The sequence below is a fragment of the Streptomyces malaysiense genome, assembly GCF_000980885.2.
Taxonomy (GTDB): Bacteria; Actinomycetota; Actinomycetes; order Streptomycetales; family Streptomycetaceae; genus Streptomyces; species Streptomyces malaysiense.
The window spans coordinates 1-16,034 of the sequence record NZ_LBDA02000158.1 but is presented as its reverse complement, the minus strand read 5'-3'; the positions used below and the strand labels follow the sequence as shown (position 1 = coordinate 16,034).

The window sequence follows — 16,034 nt, the reverse complement described above, 5'->3', positions numbered from 1 at the left end:
GTCGGGTCGTCCGGATCCGACGGGGCGGGACCCGGCACGAAACCCGGCGAGGACTCCCCTGCGACCGCGGCGTCACCCGGCCCCCCCTCGGCACGAGCCACCGCACGGCCCGCCACCGGCCCGACGGGGGACCCCGCACCCGCCACCGGCCCGGCGAATACCGTCGCACCTGGCCCCGGCTCGGCACGAGCCGGGGCACGGCCCGCCACCGACCCGGCACAGACCCCCGCGCCCGCCACCTGCCCGCAGGCAACCCCCGCACCACCCGGCACCGGCCCGCGCTCCCCCGCCGCGGCGTCCCGCGCCCCCTCCAGAACCACCCCCCGCACGCTCCTCGCCCCGCTCTCGCCCCGCGCCGCCACCTCCCTCACTTCCCCGTGAGCGAACCGAAGTCGACGCCCGAGCCCAGCACCAGTCCGGCCCCGAGGAGCAGCATCGTCGCCGGGACCATGAAGGTGGTGATCATCAGCGTGGCCTTGGGTACCGCGCGAGCGGCCTTGCGGCGGGCGTTCTGGGCGTCCGTGCGGCGCATGTCCTTGGCCAGGGAGACGAGGGTGTCGACGATCGGCGCGCCCAGTTCCTCACCCTGCTGGAGCGCGGTGACGAACATGGCGACCTGCTCGGAGTCGTTGCGCCGGCGCAGTTCCGCGAAGGCCTGGCGGCGGCTCATGCCGAGGTCCATCTGGCGCAGGGTGATGCGGAGTTCGTGGGCCCAGGGCCCCTCGTAGCGGGAGGCCACCCGGTCCAGGGCCTGCCGGAAGCCGAGCCCGGCGCTGACCACGACCGCCAGCACGTCGAGGAAGTCCGGCAGGGTCCGCTCGATGACATCACGGCGGACCCGGATCGCCGACCAGATCCCGACCTCCGTCCAGAACGCGCCGAACAGCAGGAGCAGGACCGCCACGAACCACTGGCCGCGCAGCAGGAACACCAGGAAGCCCACACCGCCCAGCGCGCCGTACACCGCGCGGCGGGCGGCGTAGCGGTCGATGGTCAGGCCCCCGGGGTTGCCCGCGAGGTCGATCCGGCGCCGGTACCGGGCGACCAGCCGGGGCCCCATCAGCCGGAGCACCAGCGGCGCGTACCGCATGCCCATGCGGTCGACGACGGAGCCCACCGCCCCGGTGCGGGTGGCGCCGACCTCCAGGGCGACGGCGAGGTCGCCGGGGAGCTTGGCGTCGGCGCGGTACACGCGCACGCCGGTGAGGATCCCCCACACGGCGACGCCCGTCAGCAGGGCGAGCAGCAAGGCCATCGGATGCTCCTTCCGTCACACGTCGATGCGGCTGAGCCGCCGGATGAGGACGAAACCGACCGCGTACAGCCCGAACGCGACGAGCACGCAGCCCTGGCCCACCGGGGAGCCGGTCATCCGGGCCAGGGCGCCGTCCCTGACGCCGTTCATCAGGAACAACGCGCCGACCCCGAGAACGGGCACGGCGTACGACGTCATGGTCACCTGGGAGAGCTGGGTGCGGATCTCGCGCCGGGTCTCCTTGCGCTCCTCCAGCGTCTCGGTGAGGTTGCGCAGCGCGGAGACGACCTGGCCGCCGGCCCGGTTGGACAGCACCAGCGTCGTCACCAGCACCACCAGTTCGCGCGACGGGAGCCGGTCGGCGAGCTCCCCGAGGGCGTCGTCCAGCGAATGGCCGATCGCCAACTGGTCGGAGACCTTGACCAGTTCCTCCCCCGCCGGGGCCTCCAGCTCCTCCGCGGCCATGCCGATCGCGGTACGGAGAGCCAGACCGGCCTGGGTGGCATTGGCCAGGATGCGTGCGAGTTCCGGGAGTTGGCCGATGAACCGCTCGATGCGCCGGCGCCGCTGCCAGTTGAGGAACTGCACGGCCACCCAGATGCCCAGCAGACCGGCGATCGGCCCGAAGAAGGGCGCGAGCGCGGCCTGGCCGATCAGCCAGAGCGCGGCGACCGTGCCGAGCATGGCGACGAAGAACTCGCCCGGGGTGATGTCCAGCCCGGTCGTGGCGAGGCGCCGTTCGAGCCAGCGGCCGAAACGAGTACGGCGCAGCCGCCGGTCGAGGTCGCGGAAGTGCCGCCCGCGTCCGGAGTCCGGGGCCGGCCCGGTGTGCGAGAGGCGGTCCACCAGCTCGGCGCGCCGGGCCCGGCCCCGGGCGTAGCTGTGCACGCCGATCACCGCGAGCACGCAGGTCAGCAGCGCCGCTCCGAGGGTGAGCTGGACGAGGGTGTGGAGTTCCATGTGGGGGCCTACCTGGCTTCTCGGATGGCGAGCTGGTCGGCGGTGCGGGCGACGCCGAAGGCGGCCGGGACGGGCTGGCTCGCCATGTGCAGGCGGTCGGCGGTGCGGCGCGGCAGCGGGAAGCAGGCGAAGGCGCCGGGCACCCGGCCGTCCGCCGTCATCGGCTCCGCCTCGAAGCGGGCGACGCTGGCCAGCCGGTACGGCTCCCCGCCGTGGCTGTCCAGCAGCGCGATCTCGGTGATCCGGCGGGCGCCGTCGGCGAATCGGGTGAGCTGGACGATGACGTCGACCGCGCTGTTGATCTGGTCGTGCAGCGCGACGAACGGCACTTCCACGTCGGACATGGAGGCCAGCGTCTGGAGCCGGGTCAGGGCGTCCTCGGCGCTGTTGGCGTGCACGGTGGCCAGCGAGCCGTCGTGGCCGGTGGACATCGCCTGGAGCATGTCGAGCGACTCGCCGCCGCGGACCTCGCCCACCACGATCCGGTCGGGCCGCATCCGCAGCGAGTTGCGCACCAGGTCGCGGATGGTGACCTGGCCCTTGCCCTCGACGTTCGGCGGCCGGGACTCCAGCCGGACCACATGGCTCTGCTGGAGCTGGAGTTCGGCGGAGTCCTCGATGGTGATGATGCGCTCGTGGGGCGGGATGAGCCCGGACAGCGCGTTGAGCAGGGTCGTCTTGCCGGTGCCGGTCGCGCCCGAGACGATGATGTTGAACTTAGCCTGTACCAGCCCTGCCAGCAGGTACACCATGGGCTCGTCGAGCGAGCCGAGCCCGATCAGCTCCCGGAGGGTGAAGGAGCGCGGGAAGCGGCGGATGGTGAGGATGGGCCCGGTCAGCGACAGCGGCGGGATGATGACGTTGACGCGCTCGCCGGACGGCAGCCGGGCGTCCACCATCGGATTCGACTCGTCCACCCGGCGGTTGACGGTCGACACGATCCGCTCGATGGTCTGCATCAGCTGGTCCGCGGAGGCGAACCGCAGCGGCAACTGCTCGACCCGGCCACCGCGTTCCACGAAGATCGCGTCCGCCCCGTTCACCATGATCTCGGTGATCGAGGTGTCCTCCAGGAGGGGTTCGAGGATGCCGAGGCCCAGCGCCTCGTCCACCACCCGCCGGATCAGCTGGGCGCGCTCCACCGTGGAGAGCACCGGACCCTCGCGGCTGATGATGTGACCGAGCACCCGTTCGAGGCGGCTGCGGCGCTCCGCGGCGGCCAGCGCGCCCATCTCCGCGAGGTCGATCTCCTCCAGCAGCTTGGCCCGGTAGGCGGCCACCAGATGCCCGTCCTCGCCCCGGCTGCCGTGCTCCTCCGGAGTGCTGATACGTGCCCGCAGGCTCATGGTCCCCGGCTCCTCAGTGGTCGAGCGGCATGGTCGCCGACTTGGTGGCGTCCCCGAAGCTCCACACGATCCTCGGGATGCGGACGGTCGCGGTCACGGTCACGGAGTCGCCGCCGCCGCCCTCCGCGCAGCTCACCCGCATCCCCCCGCCGACCGCCGCCGCGCACGCCCGCTGGGCGTCCTGCCGCAGCGAGGCGGCCCGCGCCCCGGCACGGGCGGCCGTACCGGCCTGTTCGGCGGCGTAGGCGACGGCGCCGAGCTGGATGCCGGCGAGGGCGACGATCAGCAGTACGGGCAGGAACCCCAGGTATTCGATGGCGACCTGGCCGCGCTCACGGCGGCCGCTCGGGTACCGCATCTCAGTCCTTCGCCTCCTCCACCGCGCCGGCGTGGCCGCGCACCCGCGCCGGGAAGGCGATCAGGCCCGGGAAGAGCACCGGGACCTTGAGGGAGACGTCGGCCGTGACATAGCCGGAACCGCCGCAGCTCACCGTCGCGTCCCCCCGCCACGCCGCCGACAGGTCCTTCAGCCCCGCCGCCGAGCAGGCCGCCTGGCGCGCACCGCCCGGCGGCGCCGCCGTGCCGGCTCGTACCGCCTCGTCCGCGGCGTTCCCGGCGAGCGTGAAGGTGTACCCCACGAGTACGGCCTGCCACACGAGCACCAGGGTGAGCAGGATCAGCGGCGTCATGCCGAGAAACTCGATGCTCACCTGGCCCGCGTCCGCGCTCTTCCTCGTCACCGGCTCAGTCCTTCCGCCGCCGGAGGCCCACGGCACGTGCCCCGCCGCGCACCCCACCCCGTGTACCGCCCCGCGCGCCGCCCCGGTGCGCGCCCTCGGCAGCCCGCACGAGCCCCAGTTCCCCCGCGAGCGCCCACAGCGCCTGCTTCACCGTGCTGCGGGCGTCGAGTTCATGGACCCGCCCGGCGTCCACAACCGCCTGCAGCTCCTTGAAGTTGGCGGGTACGGAGGTCCGCGCGAGCGCCGTACCGGTGATCCGCTGCACCAGCGCGGGCTGGATCTCGGTGTGCCGGCTCTGCCGGTTGACGACGACCGTGGTCTCCTCGGCCTTGCGGATCTGGAGCCGGTCCCACATCCGCACGGTCCGCTTGGCGGCGCGTACGGCGATCACGTCCGGGGTCGTCACCAGCAGCGCCGTGTCGGCCGTCTCGATCGCGGCCGCGCCCGCCGCGCCGAGCTGGGCGCCGCAGTCGATGACGACGACCTCGTGGCGCGAGCGCAGGGCGCGCACGACCTGCCGGGCGGCGCGGTCGGTGACCTCCTCGCCCCGCTCCCCCTCGCCGGGCGCGAGCAGCAGGGCGAGCCCGGTGTCATGGCGGAAGAGGGCGTCGGCGAGGACGCGCGGCGAGATGTCGCTGATGGCGGCCAGGTCGGCGACCGAGCGCCGGAACTGGATGTCCAGGTAGGAGGCGACGTCCCCGCACTGGAGGTCGAGGTCGACCAGCGCGGTGGAACGCCCGGAGGCCTGCGCGGCGAGCGCGAGCTGTACTGCCGTGAGCGTCGCGCCGACACCCCCCTTGGCGCCGCTGACCGTGACGACCGTACCGCCGGGGCCGCCCGGTGCCTCGCCGCCCTGGCCGAGGTGGCGGCGCACCTCCGTCGACCACTGGGCGACCGCCTGCACCCGGCCGGCCAGTTCGTCGTACGTCAGCGGGAGCGCGACCAGGCCGCGGGCGCCGGAGTCCATGGCGGCGGCGAACAGGCCGGGGCTCGCGTCGGCGGTGACGAGGATGACGCCGACGGCCGGGAAGCGCAGGGCGATCTCGCGGATCAGCTCCAACGCCGGTGCGGGCCCGATGCGTTCATGGACGACGAGCACCTCGGGCAGTTCGTCCACGGACTCGGCGGCCAGCCGGGCGAGGGAGTCCACCAGCTGGGTGGACTCGGTGACCGGCGGCTGCGGCTCGGCGTCGGGCAGCTGGCTGAGCAGGGTGACGAGGGAACGGACGGCGTCCGGGTCGGCACCCGCCGGGAGGATCCTGGTCGGCATGCGGGCCGCCTCTCACTTGTCCGTCGCGAGTTCGTAGGTGCGGTCCTTGTCCGGGACGCCGGTCTCGCCGCCGGGGCCCACCAGGGCGAGCCGGACGCGCTGGGCGAAGGACTCGGCGTAGGTGATGCGCTGGGCGTCGAGGGTGGACAGCGCGAAGGTGATCGGGACGGCCTCGCCGGGCTGCCGGCCGTTCTTGCCGCCGTCCGGGTCGAGCGCGGTGATCCGGCCGACGTCGAGGACGCGCGCGTCGGTCACGATGATCTTCGACTGGTCGGGGTCGCCCTCCTTCTTGCCCGCGAAGGTGGCGTACACGTTGACCCGGGAGCCCGGGGTGATCTTCCCCGCCACGCCCGTCGCCGCGTCGATCATGATGGCGACCTCCTGCTGTCCGGGCTGGAGGGCGGGCTGGTCCACGATCATGTCGCTCTGGAGCAGGGACCCGGCGCGCAGCGTGGTGACGGCGATCTTGCCCTGGAGCTGGCGCAGATCGGTGACCGCGGTCCCGGACAGCCATCGCTTGGGCATCCTGATCTTCTCGAACTGGCCCGCGTCCAGGGTGGTGTACGGCTTGACGTCGGAGCGGACCCGGTAGGCGGTGACCTCGGGGCCGACCTTGGAGTCGACGTCGTGGACGACGGAGAGCACGCCGGCGAACGCGAGGAGAGCGCACAGGACGGACAGGAGCAGGAGTATCACGCCGCGGCGCTGACGGGAGTTCATGAACCGTGCAACCTCATTGGGGGAATCGGTCGTTCGGGATATGGACGTACAGGTCGTGGGCGTCTTCCCGGTCTCAGGCGGGCGTGCGGGGTTCCAGGGCCCGTGGGGCGGGCGGTTCATGGACGGGCGGGGCGGCGGAGCAGAAGACGCAGCGGTCGCCGATGACGTCGAGTCCGCACCAGTGGCAGCTGGACTGCCGTACGGACGTGACCAGTTGGTACAGCACGGACAGGTCGTCGAGGTGGGCGCAGAACTCGACCACGCGCCCGGTCCCCCACCACGCGCGGGACTCGGCGGGCAGCGCGGTCTCGCGCACGCCCTGCGCCTGCCACGCGGTCCCGAGCCCGGCGGCCCAGTCGCCGGGCAGCTGTCCCTTGGCGAGCAGCAGCCAGGTGGGGAACTCGGGCCCCTTGAGGGTGGCTTCGGGGGAGATCCTGACGAGCTGCGGCTCGGGGTGGGCGAGTACGGCGAACTGGCTGCCCGGCACCCAGGACCTGGCGTGCGACTTCAGCCCGACCGGCACCCGGTCGAGCCGGGCGACGGAACCGAGGACGGCGCCGGCGTGGATGTAGTGGGCGAGCAGCCGCCCGGCGGAGGCGAGCACCCCTGGACCGAGGTCGCAGGAGGCTAGCTGCCGTAACTGGCGCCCCAGTACGGCGACTCCGAGGGGTGGCAGCTCGGGCCGCAGCAGGGCGACCCGGTCGCTCTCCAGCAGCGAGCGCAGGGTGTACAGGCGTCGCACGACCGGCTCCGGGGTGGTCGCCGAGCACACGACGACGACATGGCCGTAACCCTCGATGAGGTCGTTCAGTTCGGTGAGCGCGTGGTCGAGCGGATGCCGGTCGAGTCCGGTCAGCACGACGGCGGGCATGGTGCGTTCGTCCTGTGGCGGCAGCGCCAGGTCGGCGCTGGTCACGGCAATGGCAGTTGGCACGCCCCGCTCCCCGGTGACTTCACTGCGTGACTACCCGAGCACTGTATCCACGCGCGCGGGGCGGGAGAACAGCGTTTGTGGAGCACATGTGGAACTTGCTGGGGGCAAGTCCGCGCAAACCGGGGCAGGTTGCCAAACCCACCGATCCCCACTTTGGTCTGGACCTCTTGACAGTCGGATTGGTCTGGACCAACTTGTCTGTGCACCGGTGGCCACCGGCTCCACCCCCTGGATTCCGGCGCGTCGGATTCCACCCCCCTGGGATCCACCCGCCGCACCCCTGCCCCACTCCGACTCCCCCGGAGGTCCTCGTGGACCGAGCACCAGGCACCCCCAGACCACCCCGACGCCGGCTCGCGGCATGGTCCGCCGCCGTCACCCTCGCCCTCGCCGCCGCCGGCCTCGCCGCGACCGCCGCCCCGGCGGCCGCGGCCGACGTCAACAACGTCGTCAACTCCGGCTTCGAAGCGGGCCTGTCCGACTGGACCTGCTCGGCGGGCAGCGGCACGACCGTCTCCTCCCCGGTCCACTCCGGCAGCAGTGCGCTCATGGCGACCCCCGCGGGTCAGGACGACGCCCAGTGCACCCAGACGGTCGCCGTGCAACCCAACTCCTCGTACACGCTGAGTTCCTGGGTCCAGGGCGGCTACACCTACCTGGGCGTGACGGGCACGGGCACCACGGACGTCTCCACCTGGACGCCGGACACGGCCGCCTGGAAGCAGCTGTCGACGTCGTTCACGACGGGCCCGTCCACCACCTCGGTCACCGTCTACACCCACGGGTGGTACGGCCAGGCCGCCTACTACGCCGACGACGTCTCCCTCTACGGCCCCGACGGCGGCGGCACGGGCGGCGGCACCCCGCCCCCCACCGTCCCGGCCGCCCCCACCGGCCTCGCGGTCTCCGCCACGACCTCGTCCTCCGCCTCGCTCGCCTGGTCCACGTCCTCGGGCGCGACGGGCTACAACGTGTACGAGAACGGCGCGAAGGTCTCCTCGACCACCGGCACCTCCACCACCGTCACGGGCCTGTCCGCCTCCACCTCGTACTCCTTCCAGGTGACGGCGACCAACGCGGCGGGCGAGTCGCAGAAGTCGTCGGCGGTGACGGCGACCACCGACTCGGCCGGCACCGGCGGCAACACCGGGGGCTCGCTCCCGAAGCACGCGGTGACGGGCTACTGGCAGAACTTCGACAACGGCGCCGAGGTCCAGAAGATCTCCGACGTCCCCGCGGCCTACGACATCATCGCGGTGGCCTTCGCGGACGCCTCCACGACGCCGGGCGCGGTGACCTTCACCCTGGACTCGGCCGACCTCGGCGGCTACACGGTCGACCAGTTCAAGGCCGACATCAAGGCCAAGCAGGCGGCCGGCAAGAAGGTCATCGTCTCGATCGGCGGCCAGAACGGCACGATCTCGGTCAGCGACTCCGCCTCGGCCGCGAACTTCGCGAACTCCGTCTACTCCCTGATGCAGACATACGGCTTCGACGGCGTCGACATCGACCTGGAGAACGGTCTGAACGCGACGTACATGACCCAGGCGCTGCGCGCCCTGTCCGCGAAGGCGGGCCCGTCCCTGATCATCACGATGGCCCCGCAGACGATCGACATGCAGTCGACGTCCGCCTCCTACTTCCAGACGGCCCTGAACGTGAAGGACATCCTCACCGTCGTCAACACCCAGTACTACAACAGCGGTTCCATGCTGGGCTGCGACGGCAAGGTCTACAGCCAGGGCACGGTCGACTTCCTCACCGCCCTCGCCTGCATCCAGCTCCAGGGCGGCCTCTCCCCCTCCCAGATCGGCCTCGGCCTCCCCGCTTCCACCAGCGCGGCCGGCAGCGGCTACGTCTCCCCCTCGGTGGTGGACAACGCCCTCGACTGCCTGACCGCGGGCACCAACTGCGGCACCTTCAAGCCCGCCAAGACCTACCCGGACCTGCGCGGCGCGATGACCTGGTCCACCAACTGGGACGCCTCCGCGGGCAACACCTGGTCCACCACGGTGGGCACCCACGTCCACGCCATGCCGTGACCTGACCCGCCCCCACCGCGCGGCGCCCGGCCTCCTCCCCGGAGTCCGGGCGCCCCACGCGTTTCCGGCCAGTCCCGCCCGACGCGCGTTGCGAGCGCCGACAGGTCGATGTGATGCTCCCCGGCGTGGCCTCAGGGGACGGAACGAACTCGACGGCTGGGGCGCGCCGATCACGCCTCACCGAATACGCGGAGACGGCGGCACCAGCCGAACGGGGAAACCCGGAGAACCACCGGCAGGGCGACAGCCTTTCTCCGCCGTCGAACACGAATTCCTCCACCCGCCCTCTCGTCGACGAGTTGGCACGCGCACGCCGTGATTTCGCCGTCCGGGTCGGTGAGTTCCGCCGTACGGCGGTGCTCGTGCCCGTCGACGAGCACGATGTGCCCCTGACGGGCGACTACGGCGGTGTCCGCTGGATCTACGCCTTCTCCGACGAGGCCGCCCTGGCCCGTTACGCGCTGGCGCGGGCCGAGGGCGGCCGGGTATGGGCGTACCAGAGGTGGCTGGGCGCACGGCTGCTGGATGCCGCGGTGCCCGCCGTGGGGGTGCCCTGCGGGGTGGCACTGGACGTGGGCGGCGCGGGTGCGCTGTTCCCGCCGGTCGCGGGGATCGTGCCGGACCGGGTGGCGGTGGACGTGAGCGGGGAACGGGGGGACGACAGGTGAGTGGCAGCGGCGACGACGAGGACTTGAAGACCGAGGGCCTGGCCCTGGTGGCCAAGGGGCTGAACGACGCCCTCGGCGAGTTGAAGGAACTCGGCATGCTGTACGCGGCGGACGCCGGCCGGGGCTTCGACAAAGTCGGCCTGACCGGGCTCCAGCTGGGTCATGACGGGCTGACCGGCGAGTTCAAGTCGTTCTGTGAGCGCTGGGAGTGGGGCGTGCGCGCGCTGATCGACGAGGGCAGCGGATTCGCGACGAAGACGGGTCTGGCGGCGGGCACGTACTACGACACCGAGAACTACGTGGTCGGCACGTTCAAGGATGTCACCAACGCGGCGATCGGCAATCCCGACGCCTCCGACGCGGACGTGGAGAAGATGGGCTGGGGGACATCTTCACGTCCACTCCGTACGACGGGAACGTGGACTACAGCCAGAAGTCCTTCGCCGAGGCGTACACGAACAGCAAGCAGGGCTGGGACGACGACGCCCGTGACTTCATGGACTCGCCGGCCGCGACGACCATGGGGATCAGGCCGAGCGGCATGTCGGACGCGGACTACCACAAGCTGCTCGACAAGGCGTTCGGCCCCTCGCCCGGGGAACGGGCCCAGGCCGCCCGGCAGCAGGGCGGTGCGGGCTGATGGGACTGGGCGAGCTCGGCAAGGTCACCAACACCGTTCTCGGCGCCGGCGAGGAGACCTGGGACGCGGGCAAGAAGAAGCTCGGCGAGGGCGTCGACTGGGCCGCGCACAAGGTGGGCGGTGAGCTGGACCACGTCGGCCTGCACAAGTGGGCCGACAAGGTCGAGAAGGCGGGCGACGGGCTCGCCTCCTACCTCGGTGCCACTCCCGGCGAGAAACAGCTCGGCGAGAGCGACGACCCGGACGAGCTCTTGCACGGCGCCCCGGAGCGGATCCGGGAGAGCGCCAAGCACCTGCGGGACTTCAACGGTGCCTTCGACAAGGTCGGCCAGGGGATGCGCAAGGTCGACTCCTCCGGCTGGGAGGGCGAGGGCGGGGACGCCTTCCGCGAGAAGTTCGGCGTCCACCCGGCCAAGTGGACCACCGCGGCCGAGGCGTGCCTCGGGACGGCGAAGGCGCTGGAGTCGTACGCGGACACCGTCACATGGGCCCAGGGCCAGGCCAAGGAGGCCGTCGAGCTCTACAAGAAGGGCACCAAGGCGTCCGAAGACGCGGTCGCGGCGTACGACAAGAAGGCCGACGCCTACAACGCGAAGGTCAAGGCGCACGAGGATCCCGGCCCGAAGCCCGAGCCGTTCCACGACCCCGGCAAGGCCGACATCGACTCGGCCGTCCACAAACTGGCCGCCGCCCGCAAGCAGCGCAACACCGCCGCGACAGAAGCCCAGGACAAGATCAAGGCGGCCCTCGTCCACGCCCCGGCCGAGCCCCCGCCGCTGACCCGGCTGCGTCACGAGCTCAAAGACGGCTACATGGAGGTCGACACCGCGGCCGTCCACTTCCTCGGCGGTGTCGTCAAGGGCACGGCGGGCCTGGTCACCTTCGTCCGCGGCCTCGACCCGCTCGACGTCTACAACGTCACGCACCCGGCCAACTACCTCCAGCACGTCAGCATGACCCTCAGCGGTCTGGTGGCCCTCGATGAGCACCCCGACCGCGCGCTGAAGGGGATGTGGTCCGACTTCAAGAAGGACCCCTCCGAATTCGGCGGGAAGCTGGTCCCCCAGCTCTTCGTCGGCGACGGCATCGGGCTGGAGGCGAACCTGACGCGCGACGCGGCACAGGTGGGGCTGCGCTCGGCGGCCGAGAACACGTTGAAGGACGGTGCACGAGCGGGCGCGGAGGACGCGGGGAGGGCGACCGCCCGGGACACCGTGCGCGACGATCCCCACCAGCCCTCCCGTGAGCAGAATTCGGTGGAGAGCAAGGGCACCGACCCCATCGACCTCGCCACCGGCAAGATGTACCTGCCGCAGACGGACGTCGTCCTCCCCGGCGCACTCCCCCTGGTCCTCAAGCGCAGGGTGGAGTCCGGCTACCGCCTGGGCCGCTGGTTCGGCCCGTCCTGGGCCTCCACGGTGGACCAGCGCCTGGAGATCGACGCGGAGGGAGTCGTCTTCGTCACCGAGGACGGCCTCCTCCTGTCGTATCCCCACCCCGCACCGGGCCTGCCGACCCTCCCCAGCCACGGCCCCCGCCGGCCGCTGGACCGCGTGGCCGGCGGGTACACGGTCAACGACCCGGAGACCCTTCGCACGTGGCACTTCGCCGACCGGACCGAGAACCTGGCGGTCCTGGAGCAGGTGGACGACCGCAACGGCAACTGGCTCGTCTACGAGCACGATGCCGAGGGCACCCCCGTGGCCGTCTTCACGAGCGCCGGCCAGGGCGTCCGCATCAGCACGGACTCGGGCCGCGTCACGTCGTACCACCTGGCGACGACGGGCGAGGAGCTCAGGCGCTTCGCCTACACGGACGGCGACCTCACCGAGGTCACCGACTCCTCGGGGCTGCCGCTTCGTTTCACGTACGACGCCGCGGGCCGTGTGACGTCCTGGACGGACACGAACGACCGCTCCTACACCTACGAGTACGACGACCGGGACCGCTGTGTGGCGGAGGGCGGCACCGCCGGCCACATGGCGCTCCGTCTGGCCTACGGAGACCCGGACCCGGCCACGGGCCTGCGCACCACGACGGCGACGACCGGCGAGGGCCACACCCGCCGGTACCTGGTCAACGACGCCTGGCAGGTGGTCGCGGAGAACGACCCCCTGGGCGCGACCACCAGCTACGTCCGCGACCGCTACAACCGCCTGCTCTCCACGACGGACCCGCTCGGCCGCACGACGTCCTTCCGCTACGACGAGACGGGCAACCTCACCGCGATCGTCCGCCCGGACGGCCGGGTATCGAGGGCGGAGTACAACGGATCGGGCCTCCCGGTGAAGCTGGTGCACCCGGACGGCACGGCCGTCCGGCAGGCTTTCGACGCCCGGGGCAACCGCACCTCGGTGACGGACCCGGCGGGCCGGACGACCCGTTTCGCCTACAACGCGTCCGGCCACCTGACCTCGGTGACCGACCCCCTGGGCCATACGACGACGATCACCTGCGACCCCGCGGGCCTCCCCCTGACCGTGACCGACCCCCTGGGCGCGACCACCCACTACACCCGGGACTCCTTCGGCCGCCCGACCACGATCAAGGACCCGACCGGCGCGACGACCCTGCTGGAATGGTCGATCGAGGGCCACCTGACACGTCGCACGGCTCCGGACGGCACGACGGAGACATGGACGTACGACGGCGAGGGCAACTGCACGACCCACACCGACCCCCTGGGCGGCGTCACCCGCTTCGAGTACACCCACTTCGACCTGCTCACGGCCCGCACGGGACCGGACGGCGTGCGCTACGAGTTCACCCACGACGCCGAACTGCGCCTGACACGGGTCACGAACCCACAGGACCTGACCTGGGACTACACGTACGACGCGGCCGGCCACCTGCGGACGGAGACGGACTTCGACAACCGCACCCTGACCTACGAGTACGACGCCGTCGGCCGCCTGGTATCCCGGCGCAACGCCCTCGGCGAGAAGACTTCCTTCGAGCGAAGCGAAATCGGCCAGATCCTCCGTAAGGACGCCGCGGGCCGGGTGACGACGTACGCCTACGACCTCACCGACCAACTCGCCCAGGCGACCGGCCCCGACGGCACGACGCTGACGCTGCTGCGCGACCGCTTCGGCCGGCTGCGCTCGGAGACGGTGGACGGCCGGACGCTGACGTACACGTACGACCGGCTGGGCCGCCGCACGGGTCGGACGACTCCGACGGGCGCTGTCTCCACCTGGTCGTACGACGCGGCGGGCCGCCGCACCGGCATGGTGGCATCAGGCCGCCCGATCGACTTCACCTACGACGAGGCGGGCCGCGAACTGACCCGCCGGATCGGCGATTTGGTCTCCCTGGCCCACACCTTCGACCCCCTGGGCCGCCTCACGACCCAGTCGGTGACAGGCACGGACGATGCCCTGCTCCAGCACCGCTCCTACACCTACCGGGCCGACGGCAACCTGACCGGCATCGACGACCACCTCTGCGGCCCCCGCCACTTCGACCTCGACCCGACCGGCAGGGTCACCGCGGTCCACGCGACCGGTTGGACCGAACGCTACGCCTACGACGAGGCCGGCAACCAGACCACCGCGTCCTGGCCCTCCGGCCACCCGGGCACGGAAGCGACCGGCCCCCGCACCTACGACGGCACCCGCATCCTCCGCGCCGGCGACGTCCGCTACGAGCACGACGCCCTGGGCCGCATCACCCTCCGCCAGAAGACCCGTCTGTCGCGGAAGCCGGACACCTGGCGCTACGAATGGGACGCCGAGGACCGCCTGATCTCGGTCACCACCCCCGACGGCACCCACTGGCACTACACCTACGACCCCCTGGGCCGCCGCACCGCCAAACAACGCCTGGCCGACGACGGAGAAACCGTCCTGGAACAGGTGATCTTCACCTGGGACGGCACCACCCTCTGCGAACAGACCACGACCTCTCCGTCCCTCCCCAACCCGGTCACCCTCACCTGGGATCACCAAGGCCTGCACCCCCTGTCCCAGACCGAACGCATCACCGCGGCCGACGCCCCACAGGAGGAGATCGACTCCCGCTTCTTCACCATCGTCACCGACCTCGTCGGCACCCCCAACGAACTCGTCGACGAACAAGGCAACATCGCCTGGCGCACCCGGAGCACCCTCTGGGGAACCACGGCGTGGGCGACAAACAGCACCACGTACACGCCCCTACGCTTCCCAGGCCAGTACTACGACCCCGAAACCGGCCTGCACTACAACTACTTCCGCCACTACGATCCGGAAACAGCCAGGTATCTCACTGCGGATCCGCTGGGCTTGTCACCCGCACCCAATCCCGGAGCATATGTCGGGAATCCGCACACATGGGCTGACCCGCTCGGCCTCTCCCCCTGTAGTACCGGGGGACGTCTGGATTACATGAGCGATAGCGGAATTCCATCAGGGGATCCGGTAACGCACGGGAAGACGGCCACGCTGGTAGGCGAGGATGGGCCCAGCTTAAGGAACTTCCAGAACGTTCTGAACCAAGGCGAACACGACCTGGTAGCCCACGGGTCACGGGACGGTTTCCTGGATATGCCGGACGGCCCGGTAAACGGAGGCCAGCTGGTGGACGCCGTCCGTAACAATCCGAGCTACAACGGCGGACCGTTGCGTCTCATGGTGTGTCATTCTGGATCAGACAGCTCAGTGACCGCTCAGCAGATCGCCAACGAAATGGGCGTCACCGTCAGAGCCCCTACGGATAGGGTGGGAACCAATCCACTGCTCGGGTCGGGACAGGTTCCACAGATCGACAACGGCGGATATTGGCGGATCTTTCTTCCCATACTCGGAGGCTAAGATGAAGATGATCGGATTCTTCCAGGAAATGGATTCAGGATATCCAAAATCCTGGGGCGGCAACATTCTTCACCCTGGACCCAATACAGAAAAGTATCCGGTCTGCGATGTCGTCGGCTACCTGAAATCCGGATATCCGATCCTTGACGTAATGGAACTGACGATCGATGTCATCGGAGGCTCTTTCCGTGTTCCGGGCGGCTCTTCAGTACTCACTGACGGGATTTTTGTCTGGCGGGAGGACCTGTCCTCATATGTCGAGAAATACCACATCAACCTCCCGCAAGATTTTCTAGCAGCCATCCAGAAGAACGAATTTAACATTCCACCGATTAGTCGGGAGGTGCTACTCCAAATCTCGGTAGAAGCGAGCCGAGCATTGGGTTTTCAGCCCAGGCCGTGATAAAAAGAGCACACCACCACGCCTCGAAGTCGTACTCCAGGACGTACCGCTACGAGAGATCTCGGTAGGCGCCTTTGGGTACGGGCCTTGGTACCCGTCCTGTTCAGTAGTGCGTGAGCATGGCGGGCCGTACGGCTGGGGCTACGAGAAACTGGTGGTCTTCTGGATCCGCCGCACAGTGTCGTAGTTCGCCTCGCCGGCGAAGGTGTGACTCTGTTGAAAAAGCGGGCGTTTTGTCTGTGAACGCAGAAAGCCCCCGCACC

The 16,034-nt window shown here is 70.6% G+C and carries 13 protein-coding genes; 5 read left to right on the top strand and 8 right to left on the bottom strand.

Going from position 1 to position 16,034, the window contains the following annotated elements:
* Positions 1-367: 367 nt before the first annotated feature.
* The 8 genes from VT52_RS34605 to VT52_RS34570 all read right to left on the bottom strand — a co-directional run bounded on the left by VT52_RS34605 (position 368) and on the right by VT52_RS34570 (position 7,225).
* Complete coding sequence (locus tag VT52_RS34605) at positions 368-1,255, bottom strand: DUF5936 domain-containing protein (protein WP_046421894.1); 888 nt, start codon at positions 1,253-1,255, stop codon at positions 368-370.
* 15 nt (positions 1,256-1,270) lie between these two features.
* Positions 1,271-2,215, bottom strand: a complete 945-nt coding sequence (locus tag VT52_RS34600) for a type II secretion system F family protein (RefSeq protein ID WP_046421893.1) — start codon at positions 2,213-2,215, stop codon at positions 1,271-1,273.
* 8 nt (positions 2,216-2,223) lie between these two features.
* Entirely contained in the window at positions 2,224-3,561 is a 1,338-nt protein-coding gene (locus VT52_RS34595; protein WP_046421892.1) for a TadA family conjugal transfer-associated ATPase, read from the bottom strand.
* Positions 3,562-3,574: 13 nt separating this feature from the next.
* The gene (locus VT52_RS34590) at positions 3,575-3,919 is read right to left on the bottom strand and encodes a TadE/TadG family type IV pilus assembly protein (RefSeq protein WP_046421891.1); all 345 of its coding nucleotides are present in this window, start codon (positions 3,917-3,919) and stop codon (positions 3,575-3,577) included.
* A gap of 1 nt (position 3,920) precedes the next feature.
* Complete coding sequence (locus VT52_RS34585) at positions 3,921-4,250, bottom strand: hypothetical protein (protein ID WP_046421895.1); 330 nt, start codon at positions 4,248-4,250, stop codon at positions 3,921-3,923.
* A 55-nt stretch (positions 4,251-4,305) separates the two neighbouring features.
* A complete protein-coding gene (locus VT52_RS34580) occupies positions 4,306-5,571 on the bottom strand; it encodes a CpaE/TadZ family protein (protein WP_046421890.1) in 1,266 nt (421 codons plus the stop codon).
* A 12-nt stretch (positions 5,572-5,583) separates the two neighbouring features.
* Positions 5,584-6,291 carry a Flp pilus assembly protein CpaB gene (gene cpaB / locus VT52_RS34575; RefSeq protein ID WP_046421889.1) on the bottom strand — a complete coding sequence of 236 codons (708 nt, stop codon included), beginning with the start codon at positions 6,289-6,291 and terminating at the stop codon, positions 5,584-5,586.
* Positions 6,292-6,364: 73 nt separating this feature from the next.
* Positions 6,365-7,225: a hypothetical protein gene (locus tag VT52_RS34570; RefSeq protein ID WP_079175476.1), complete on the bottom strand. Its 861-nt coding sequence runs from the start codon at positions 7,223-7,225 to the stop codon at positions 6,365-6,367.
* Positions 7,226-7,536: 311 nt separating this feature from the next.
* On the opposite strand from VT52_RS34570, the gene VT52_RS34565 reads away from it, so the two are divergent.
* From VT52_RS34565 to VT52_RS37715, 5 genes are all read left to right on the top strand, one after another.
* Positions 7,537-9,267, top strand: a complete 1,731-nt coding sequence (locus VT52_RS34565) for a chitinase (protein ID WP_046421886.1) — start codon at positions 7,537-7,539, stop codon at positions 9,265-9,267.
* A 299-nt stretch (positions 9,268-9,566) separates the two neighbouring features.
* On the top strand, positions 9,567-9,935 hold the full coding sequence (locus VT52_RS34560; RefSeq protein ID WP_046421885.1) for a hypothetical protein: 369 nt from the start codon (positions 9,567-9,569) through the stop codon (positions 9,933-9,935).
* A gap of 418 nt (positions 9,936-10,353) precedes the next feature.
* Positions 10,354-10,575, top strand: coding sequence for a hypothetical protein (locus VT52_RS39300; RefSeq protein WP_240510024.1), 222 nt, complete (start codon positions 10,354-10,356; stop codon positions 10,573-10,575).
* Positions 10,575-15,368 carry a putative T7SS-secreted protein gene (locus VT52_RS34550; protein WP_046421884.1) on the top strand — a complete coding sequence of 1,598 codons (4,794 nt, stop codon included), beginning with the start codon at positions 10,575-10,577 and terminating at the stop codon, positions 15,366-15,368. The genes VT52_RS39300 and VT52_RS34550 overlap by 1 nt, the downstream gene beginning before the upstream one ends.
* A 1-nt stretch (position 15,369) precedes the next feature.
* On the top strand, positions 15,370-15,771 hold the full coding sequence (locus VT52_RS37715) for a hypothetical protein (RefSeq protein ID WP_143070973.1): 402 nt from the start codon (positions 15,370-15,372) through the stop codon (positions 15,769-15,771).
* Positions 15,772-16,034 lie beyond the last annotated feature (263 nt).